The sequence below is a fragment of the Devosia sp. genome (genome assembly GCF_040509215.1).
Taxonomy (GTDB): domain Bacteria; phylum Pseudomonadota; class Alphaproteobacteria; order Rhizobiales; family Devosiaceae; genus Devosia.
The window spans coordinates 1-9823 of record NZ_JBEVLL010000240.1; the positions used below are offsets into that span (position 1 = coordinate 1).

8 protein-coding genes and 1 pseudogene are annotated in these 9823 nt (G+C 62.0%); 5 read left to right on the forward strand and 4 right to left on the reverse strand.

Annotated features, from left to right (window positions below; translation table 11 throughout):
* Positions 1 to 16 precede the first annotated feature (16 nt).
* From ABW043_RS13280 to tpiA, 4 genes are all read right to left on the reverse strand, one after another.
* Complete coding sequence (locus ABW043_RS13280; protein ID WP_353921686.1) at positions 17 to 1135, reverse strand: endonuclease/exonuclease/phosphatase family protein; 1119 nt, start codon at positions 1133 to 1135, stop codon at positions 17 to 19.
* A 147-nt stretch (positions 1136 to 1282) separates the two neighbouring features.
* Positions 1283 to 2911, reverse strand: a complete 1629-nt coding sequence (gene pyrG / locus ABW043_RS13285; protein ID WP_353921687.1) for a CTP synthase — start codon at positions 2909 to 2911, stop codon at positions 1283 to 1285.
* A 114-nt stretch (positions 2912 to 3025) separates the two neighbouring features.
* A complete protein-coding gene (gene secG / locus ABW043_RS13290) occupies positions 3026 to 3562 on the reverse strand; it encodes a preprotein translocase subunit SecG (protein WP_353921688.1) in 537 nt (178 codons plus the stop codon).
* A gap of 110 nt (positions 3563 to 3672) precedes the next feature.
* Entirely contained in the window at positions 3673 to 4425 is a 753-nt protein-coding gene (gene tpiA / locus ABW043_RS13295; RefSeq protein ID WP_353921689.1) for a triose-phosphate isomerase, read from the reverse strand.
* Positions 4426 to 4548: 123 nt separating this feature from the next.
* Here tpiA and ABW043_RS13300 point away from each other — a divergent pair, with 123 nt between their 5' ends.
* From ABW043_RS13300 to ABW043_RS13320, 5 genes and pseudogenes are all read left to right on the forward strand, one after another.
* Complete coding sequence (locus ABW043_RS13300) at positions 4549 to 6420, forward strand: peptidylprolyl isomerase (RefSeq protein WP_353921690.1); 1872 nt, start codon at positions 4549 to 4551, stop codon at positions 6418 to 6420.
* Between the two features lie 34 nt (positions 6421 to 6454).
* On the forward strand, positions 6455 to 7963 hold the full coding sequence (trpE, locus tag ABW043_RS13305; protein ID WP_353921691.1) for an anthranilate synthase component I: 1509 nt from the start codon (positions 6455 to 6457) through the stop codon (positions 7961 to 7963).
* Positions 7964 to 8041: 78 nt separating this feature from the next.
* The gene (locus tag ABW043_RS13310) at positions 8042 to 8641 is read left to right on the forward strand and encodes an anthranilate synthase component II (protein ID WP_035087780.1); all 600 of its coding nucleotides are present in this window, start codon (positions 8042 to 8044) and stop codon (positions 8639 to 8641) included.
* Positions 8638 to 9660, forward strand: a complete 1023-nt coding sequence (gene trpD, locus ABW043_RS13315; protein ID WP_449395852.1) for an anthranilate phosphoribosyltransferase — start codon at positions 8638 to 8640, stop codon at positions 9658 to 9660. The genes ABW043_RS13310 and trpD overlap by 4 nt, the downstream gene beginning before the upstream one ends.
* Positions 9657 to 9823 (forward strand): annotated as a pseudogene (locus ABW043_RS13320) (indole-3-glycerol phosphate synthase TrpC); the annotation flags it as partial. The gene trpD and the pseudogene ABW043_RS13320, both read left to right, overlap by 4 nt.

Here is a 9823-nt window from a genome sequence, read left to right on the forward strand (position 1 = left end):
GGAGCCCTTTTGCATTTCAGGGCTCGGCTTCGATCTTGGTCCGGTTTTCGGCGAGGAAGGGCGATGAGGAGTCGATGATCATCTCAAACCAGATGGGGAGGTGATCGGAGAGCTGGTTCTGCTGCCAGTAGGAGTCGAAGTACTTTTTCATCGCCGTGGCGTCGTTGGCGAGGTCGGCGGCGCCGCCATAGACGCCAAGCATTTCGGGCAGGTAGACCGCGGCATCGGCGAGGCGGAAGACGTGGTCGAAGGGATTGAAGACGCCGCCGCTTTCCTTGCCGTCGGCGGTGAGCGCCAAGCGGAAGAACTTGTTCTTGCGGATGAAGAAGCGGTCGTAGACCTCGGTCAGCGCGGCGTTGGTCAGTTTTCCGACGAGGCTGTTCACCTCGACAAAGCCGGCGGCGTTGAGCAGGTCGACCGATTGCTGGTCGACTTCGCGGAAGAAGTTGAAGTCGCCGGTGAGGATGAGGTTTTCGCCCCAGAGTTCGTCGGACTTTTCGTTGAGAGCTTTGACCAGCAGTTCGACCTCGGCCTTGCGGGCGGCGGCCTTGTTGCCGGTCTTGTCGGGCGAGAGGTGGAGGTTGATGAGGACGAAGCTTTTCCAGCCTGCGCGGAAGCCGGTCATGTAGGGCGTGCGGGCGAGTTGGGAGATCACGGCGCCATCGCTGACGGCGGGCCAGAGGACGAGCTCGCCGACGAGGCCGGAAAGGTTCACGCGCTTGTTGTTGTAGAGGTAGCAGGAGCGCTCGCGATTGCCGCTGGTGCCATCGGTGATGTCGTTGACGAGATAGGACCAATCCGAGCCCAGGATGCGCATCAGGATGCTGATGTCCTTGAGGGTCGATTTGACTTCCTGAATGGCGACGAGGTCAAAGCGGGCGACGATTTCGGCGATGTAGTAGTAGGATTCCGGCAGGCGCTGGGTGGTGTGGCCGAATTCCTTGATGTTCCAGCTAGCGGCGAGGAGGTTTTCCTCGGTGCGGCGGGAGGGAATGGCTTTGTCGAGGGCCTCGCGCAGGCGCAGGAGGCCGTCGATGGTCCGGATTTTCGCCGGCTTGGTCATATTGGGAAAGACGCGGATGAAGTCGCGCGTGGCGAAATCAGCTTCGGGACGAAGATCGTTATAAAACGGCATGTCCGGCCCCCATCTGGGATTGGGGGAGCTTAGCGCAGGGTTGTGACAGGCGGTAGTACGCGGATTATTGGCCGCCCTGCCCCAGAAAAAGAGATCCCCGCTTTCGCGGGGATGACGTTGTGGTGTGGGCTTGGACTGGAGCGCGCCTCAGACGAGGCGGCTCTGGTCCATTGCTGCTGCGATGAAGCTCGTGAACAGCGGGTGGGGTTCGAAGGGCTTGGATTTCAGTTCCGGGTGGAACTGGACGCCGATGAACCACGGGTGGTCGGTGCGTTCGACGATTTCGGGCAGCTTGCCATCGGGCGAGACGCCGGAGAACAGGAGGCCGTTCTTTTCGAGGAGCTTGCGGTAGTCCATGTTCACTTCGTAGCGGTGACGATGGCGTTCCGAAATGCGGGTCGAGCCGTAGATGTCGGCAACGCGGGAACCGCGGGTGAGCTGGGCGGGATATGCGCCGAGGCGAAGGGTGCCGCCGAGATTGCCCGAGGATTCGCGGGTCTCGGTTTCGTTGCCCTTGACCCACTCGGTCATCATGCCAACGATCGGCTCCTTGGTGGGGCCGAATTCGGTGGAGGACGCTGCCTTGATGCCGGCGGTGTTGCGAGCAGCCTCGATGCAGGCCATCTGCATGCCAAAGCAAATGCCGAAATAGGGCACGTCCTTGACGCGCGCAAAGCGGGCCGCTTCGATCTTGCCGGCAGAACCGCGCTCGCCGAAACCGCCGGGCACGAGGATGCCGTGGACGTGTTCGAGATAGGGTGCCGGATCGTCGCGCTCAAAGACTTCAGAGTCGATCCACTGGAGATTGACCTTGACCTTGTTGGCGATGCCGCCGTGAGTCAGGGCTTCCGAGAGCGACTTATAGGCGTCCTTGAGGCCGGTATATTTGCCCACGATGGCGATGTTCACTTCGCCTTCGGGGTTGTGATAGCGGCGGGACACTTCGTCCCAGGCGGTCATGTCCGGCTCGGGCGCGTCGGTGATGCCGAGGGCAGCGAGGATTTCGCGGTCGAGGCCTTCGTGGTGATAGGCGACGGGCACATCATAGATCGAGGCGACGTCGAGGCCCTGGATGACGGCGGATTCGCGAACGTTGCAGAAGAGCGAGAGCTTCTTCTTTTCGCCTTCCGGAATCGGACGATCGCAACGGACCAGCAGCACGTCGGGGGCGATGCCGATGGAGCGGAGCTCCTTGACCGAATGCTGGGTCGGCTTGGTCTTCAGCTCACCGGCCGAGGGAATATACGGCATCAGCGTGAGGTGGAGATAAGCGGCGTGGTTGCGCGGCAGTTCGTTGCCGAGCTGGCGGATAGCTTCGAAGAACGGCAGGCCCTCAATATCGCCGACGGTGCCGCCGATTTCGACGAGGACGAAATCGTAGTCCTCATTGCCTTCGAGGACGAAATTCTTGATCGAGTCGGTGACGTGCGGAATGACCTGCACGGTCGCGCCGAGGAATTCGCCCTTGCGCTCTTTGCTGAGCAGGTCGGAATAAATACGGCCCGAGGTGATGTTGTCGCGCTTGTTGGCCGCGCGGCCAGTGAAGCGTTCGTAGTGGCCGAGGTCGAGGTCGGTCTCAGCGCCGTCGTCGGTCACGAAGACCTCGCCGTGCTGGGTCGGCGACATCGTACCGGGGTCAATGTTGAGATAGGGGTCGAGCTTCCTCAGGCGGACCTTATAGCCGCGTGCCTGCAGCACTGCGCCGAGCGCCGCTGAAGCCAAACCTTTGCCAAGGGAGGAAACCACGCCTCCGGTGATGAAAACGTACCGAGCCATGGGCAATCACCATAAGCGCATCATGAACGATTCGTGGAGCCACAAGATGCGGTCCACACAAAAAGAAGAAGGGGATGTTTCCATCCCCTTTTTCGGCGGTCGCCTTTCGGCGCTTTAGTTACCGGTTGTCGTAGCCGGCGTTTGCGTATCAGCCGCGGGGGCCGGAGTCTCCGGGGCCGTTTCAGACGGGGCCTCGGGGGTCGCGGCGGGAACCGGCAGATCGCTGGTCGGCGCAACGGCTGGCGCAGGAGCTGCAGGAGTCGTCGCCGGAGCGGGCGTCGTTGCAGGAGCCTGGGCGTCAGCAGGAACCGGGAGATCAGAGGTCGAGTCGCCCTGCAGCGCGTTCAGCGCATCAAGAACGTTCGAGGGGGCTGCGCCATCTTCATCGGTCGTCGTGGCGCGATCGAGAATGCTCGAAGTGCCGCGATCAAATTCGTTGAGGATGGTGAGGCCAATGGCCGTGGCGAAGAACAGGGTTGCCAGGATCGCCGTGGTGCGGGTCAAGAGGTTTGCCGAACCACGCGCCGTCATGAGGCCGCCGCCGCCGCCACCACCGATGCCAAGCGCGCCGCCTTCGGAGCGCTGGATCAGGATGACGCCGATAAGGGCCACAACGATCAGCAGATAGACAACAATAAGGACGTTCGCCATGAGGTCTTGGTCTTCGCGTCAGTCAGAAAGGATGCGGCGTCATACACGCCTAAAACGGCAAAGGCCAGACCGTTGCCACGAAATTCGCGACAACGACCTATGCCGTTCACTCATACCGCGGAGATAATGGTGTAAAAGTCTTTTGCCAAGAGGCTGGCGCCGCCGACGAGACCGCCATTGACGTTCTCAACCGCAAGAATTTCCCGCGCGTTCACGGGCTTGAGCGAACCACCATAGAGAATGCGGAATTCCTCGCCGCGCGGACCGAAGCGTTCGACGAGGCGGGCGCGGATGCTGGCATGCATCTGGGCGATATCGTCATTGCTGGGGGTACGGCCGGTACCGATGGCCCAGATGGGTTCATAGGCAATGATGACTTCGTGCTGGCTGGCACCATCGGGAATCGAGGCGGCGAGCTGGGCGGCAACGATGGATTCGGCCTCGCCCGCATCGCGCTGGGCTTCGCTTTCGCCGACGCAGATGATCGGCTTCAAACCGGCACCGATGGCAGCTTCGGCCTTGGCGCGAACCTGATCGTCGGTTTCAGCGTAATCGGCGCGGCGCTCTGAGTGGCCAACGATGACAAACTGGGCACCGGCATCGGCCAGCATATAGGCGGAAATGTCGCCGGTATGGGCGCCGGAGGCATTGGGGTGGCAATCCTGGCCACCGGCCATGATACCGCTTGAAGCGCCCTGTGCCGCAACAGCGGCAACGAGAGTAGCCGGCGGGCAGATGACGACGACAGCGCGTGGAGCCTCGCCGGTCGTGAGCAAATTGGCCAGTTCAGTCAGCTCATCGAGCGACTGAGACACCCCGTTCATCTTCCAATTCCCGGCGATCAGCGGTGAGATGGTAGTCAATCTTGGTACTCCTGCCTCTTGCGCCAAAGTGGGCTTTGCCCTAACCCCGGCAGTCGGAAAGTCTTACTAGTCTCAGGCGACCCTGTCGGTAAAGCCTCAGACCCTAAAACTGGAACGTTCGAAATGCTCGATGGTTTGCGCGGCTTTGCAAAATCCTGGCCAGGGAAAATCCTGGGGGCGTTTTTGCTCGTAGGCGTAGCCGGCTTCGGTATCAACAATGTGATCACCGATCTCGGCAGCAATACCGTGGCACGCGTAGGCGACCAGGAAATTACATCGCGTGAATTCCTGCGGGCTTATCAGACCCAGGCGAACAATCTGGCCAATCAGATCGGCCGCATACCGACCGTTGCGGAAGCCGAAGCCATGGGCCTGCCGACCTATGTGCTGCTGAACATTTCGCAGGGCGAGGCCATGAACGTGCTGGCCAACCAGCTTGGGCTCGGCGTTTCCGACGACAAGCTGGGGCAGATGCTGCGCGCCGACCCGTCCTTCCAGGGCACGCTGGGCAATTTCGACCCTTCGATCTTCACGCAGGTGTTGCAGGCGAGCGGCTGGACCGAGTCCGAATATTTCGAAACGCGCGGCACGGAAGCCAAGCGCGAGCAGCTCGTCGGCGCGCTTTTCGCCGACAAGACCCTGCCCGATGTGGCCCAGGGCCTGATCAATGATTATGCCGGCACGCAGCGCACGATCGACTATATCACGCTGACCGATGCCAATATCGAGACACCGGCTGCCCCGACCGAGGAAGAGCTTGTCGCTTACCTGACCGAGCACCAGGCCGAATATCGCACCGTCGAGACGCGCCGGGTGCAGATGCTGGACCTGTCGCTGGCTTCGCTCGCGGCAACCAAGACCATCGAAGAAGACGCGATTGCTGCCGAGTATGAGCGCATCAAGGGCACGCTGACCGTGCCGGAGAAGCGCACTATCGAGCAGGTCGTGCTCAACGCCGATCAACAGGCCGCTTTCGAAGCCGGCCTCGCCGAAGGCAAGGATTTTGCCACGCTGCTGACCGAGAACGGCCTGACGGCGACGAGCCTTGGTACGCTGACGCAGGCGCAGGTGACCGACACTTCGCTTGCCACGGCGGCCTTTGGGCTCGAGCAGGGCGGCGTGACGCTGATCGACGGTGTGACCGGCAAGCGCGCCGTGCATGTCGCTGCCATCGAAGCCACCGGCCAGCCGACGCTGGAAGAAGCGCGGGCACAGATCGTGACCTCGCTGTCGATGGCTGCGGCCCGCAATGACATCAACGACATTCTCGACCAGATCGAAGAACTGCGCGCTGCCTTCCGGCCGCTGCCGGAAATCGCCGAGCGCTTTGGGCTCGACCTCTATGAGGCCGATGTCACGTCGGGCGGCAACCAGCTTGAAATCCTGCCTAACCTGCAGGCGGAAGAACGCACCAAGGTGAGCCAGGCGATTTTCAAGGCGACCGCTGGCCAATTGACGCCGTCGATCCCGCTGGCGGGCAATGCACATCTCTTCTTCGACCTCGCAGAAGTGCTGCCGGCACGCGACCAGACGCTCGACGAAGTGCGTGAAGACCTGACGGCAACGCTGATTGCCGAGCGCACCAACAATGCGCTGCTGGCCGAGAGCGAGGAAATCGTTGCTCAGCTCAAGGACGGCACGCCGCTGGCGGACCTGGCCCTCTCGCTCAACCTCTTCCCGCAGCTTTCGGCGCCCTTCTCGCGCTTTGGCTCGGATGACGGCAGCGTCGACAATGTGATGGCACAGGCCGCGTTCAACGGCGGGCCGGAGCACAAGGGCTCGGTGGTGAGCAGCTCGGGCGAGTTCATCGTCTTCGAGGTGGTCGACAACACCGTGCCGACCGAACCGCTCGAAACCGCCGCTGCCGACAACCTGCAGAACGAAGCACAGGGCGGGGTCTATGCAGACTTCGTCGGTGCCATCCGCGACGATGCGGGGCTGCGGATCAACCAGCAGGCGCTGACGCAACTGCTCACTCTCAACTACGGCCAGTAACAGGGCCGCTTCCCCACTAACCATAGAGACCACGATGGGCGACGATTTTTCCACGCGTTTTGCAGAGCAATATGAAGCCGGCAAATCGCAGATCGTCTGGCGTCGCATCGTGGCCGATCTCGAAACGCCTATCGGGACCTATCTCAAGCTGGCGCAGGAACGGACCCATTCGTTCCTGCTCGAAAGCGTGCAGGACGGGACGACCCGCGGGCGCTATTCGATCATCGGGCTCCTGCCGGATCTGATCGTTCGGGTCGAGGACGGCACGGCGAGCGTCAACCGACAGGCTCAGCTTGATCCGAATGCCTTCGAGATGATGGACGCCAAGCCGCTCGACGCACTGCGTGGGCTGGTGGCGGAAAGCCAGATCGAGGTGCCGCCAGGGCTGCCGCCGCAGTCGGCGGGGATTTATGGCTATCTCGGCTATGAGATGGTCCGGTACATGGAAGTGCTGCCGAACGCCAATCCGGACGATCTCAAAACGCCGGAAGCGGTGCTGATGCGGCCGTCGCTGCTGGCGATCTTCGATACGGTCAAGGACGAGCTTTATCTGACGGCGCCGGTTTATGTGAAAGCCGGAGTTTCGGCGCCGCAGGCGCTGGAAGCGGCGGAAGCGCGGATCGACGATGCGATTGCCCGGCTCGGGCGAGCGCTGCCGGCCACCCCTGCCCTGCCCGATCTCGAATCCATCGAGGTGACCAGCAACACGTCTCGTGACGAATATTTCGAGATGGTTGCCCGGGCGAAGGACTACATCGCCGCGGGCGATATTTTCCAGGTGGTGTTGAGCCAGCGGTTTTCGGCCGATTTCACGCTGCCGCCGACGGCGCTTTATCGGGCGCTGCGCCGGACCAATCCCAGCCCCTACATGTATTTCCTCGATTTCGGGGATTTTGCCGTGGCCGGGTCGAGCCCGGAAATTCTGGTTCGGGTGCAGAATGGCGAAGTGACCATTCGGCCGATCGCCGGCACCCGCAAGCGAGGGGCGACGCCGACGCGGGATCAGGAATTGGCGGCGGAGCTGCTGAGCGATCCCAAGGAATTGGCTGAGCACCTGATGCTGCTCGATCTTGGGCGCAATGATGTGGGTCGCGTGGCGGAGACGGGTTCGGTGAAGGTGACCGATAAGTTCTTCCTCGAATATTATTCGCACGTGATGCACATCGTCTCGAATGTCGTTGGCAAGCTTGATCCGCAATATGACTTTGTGGATGCGCTGTCGGCTGGGTTCCCGGCCGGTACGGTCTCGGGGGCACCGAAAGTGCGGGCGATGGAGATCATCGACGAGCTCGAAAAGTCGCGGCGCGGGATCTATGGCGGTTGCGTCGGGTATTTTGGTGCCGATGGGACCATGGATACCTGCATCGTGCTGCGTACCGGGATCGTCAAAGACGGCAAGCTCTATGTGCAGTCGGGCGCCGGGATCGTCGCCGACAGCCAGCGCGAGCTCGAACAGCTCGAATGCGAGAACAAGGCGCGTGCCCTTTTCAGCGCGGCAGAAGAAGCGCTACGCTATGCCGGCGAAGCGGGAGTGGGACAGTGAACGTGCGTAACGACATTTTGCGATGGCGGGGTTGGTTCTGAACGCTTTCACCAGAACCCACTCTTGAGGACAGGCCCAATGACCAAGACCCTCGTCATCGATAACTACGATAGCTTTACCTACAATCTCGTCCATTTCCTGGGCGAACTCGGCGCCACGATGACCGTGCGCCGCAATGACAAGATTACCCTTGAAGAAATTGCCGCCATGGCGCCGGAGGCGATCGTGCTATCACCCGGGCCGTGCACGCCGACCGAGGCGGGGATTTGCCTTGCCGTGATCGACCGGTTCAAGGGGCAGATTCCGATGCTGGGCGTGTGCCTTGGGCATCAGGCCATGGGCCAGGCGCTGGGCGGCGATGTCATTCGCGCGCCGCATCTGGTGCATGGCAAGACCAGCAAGATCAACCATACCGGGAAGGGTATTTTCCGGGGGTTGAATGCCGGGTTCGAGGCGACCCGGTATCACTCGCTGATCGTCAAGGCAGAGACGCTGCCGGACGTGCTGGAAGTGACGGCGACGACTGACGATGGGCTGATCATGGGCATGCAGCACAAGACGCTGCCGCTGCATGGGGTGCAGTTTCATCCGGAAAGCATCGCCAGCGAGAATGGCCATGCGCTGCTGCAGAATTTTCTGAACATTGCCCGTGACTTCAACGGACAGAGGGCGGCGTGATGGATATCAAGCAGGCCCTCCACAAGATTTCCGAAGGGCGCGACCTGACGGGCGAAGAGATGCGCTCGGTGATGCGCATCATCATGGCCGGGGAAGCGACGCAGGCCCAGATCGGCGCATTCCTGATGGGGATGCGCGTCAAGGGCGAGAGCGTTGGCGAGATTGCCGCGGCGGTGTCGATCCTGCGCGAGCAGATGGTTCCCGTCGTGGCGCCCGAAGGGGCGATCGATATTGTCGGGACTGGTGGCGATGGCGTTGGGAGCCTCAATATCTCCACCACCACCTCGCTTGTCGTTGCTGCCGCCGGCGTGCCTGTGGCCAAGCATGGCAACAAGGCGCTGTCGTCGCGCTCGGGAGCCTCGCAGGTGCTTGAGGCGCTTGGCGTGAAGCTCGATCTGACGCCGGACGAAATCGGCAGCACGATTGCCCAGGCCGGTATCGGCTTCATGTTTGCACCCAGCCATCACCCGGCCATGCGCCATGTGGGGCCGGCGCGCGGCGAAATGGGCGTGCGGACGCTGTTCAACCTCCTCGGGCCGCAATCCAATCCGGCAGGCGTGCGGCGCTATCTGCTGGGCGTCTATTCCCAGCAATGGGTGGAGCCGGTGGCCGCAGCGCTGCTGGCAAATCGCGCCATAAAAGCCTGGGTTGTGCATTCGAGCGAGGGGCTCGATGAGCTCTCCACTTCGGGACCGAATTTTGTGGCGCAGATTGCCAATGGTGACCTGCGCAGCTTTGAGCTGCATCCCGAGCAGGTGGGGCTCAGCGTCACCGATCCGAAGGGGCTGCTTGGCGGCGAGCCGGCGGACAATGCGGCGGCGATGATTGCGCTGTTTGATGGGGCGCCGGGCGCCTATCGTGATACGGTGCTGCTCAATGCCGGCGCCGCGCTGCTGGTTGCTGACAAGGTGACCACAATAGAAGATGGTATCGCCCTGGCCCGCGCGACGATCGACAGCGGCAAGGCAAAAGACACACTCGCCCGCCTCGTGGCGGTTTCGAACGGACGAGCGCAATGACCGATATTCTCAAGCAAATTGAAGCCTATAAGCGCGAGGAAATCGCGGCGGCGAAGTCGATGCGGCCATGGGCCGAGGTTGTGGCGCAGGCCCATGACCAGCCGGCGCCGCGGGGATTCTTGCGGGCGCTTAAGGACAAGCGGGCGCAGGGGCAATATGGCCT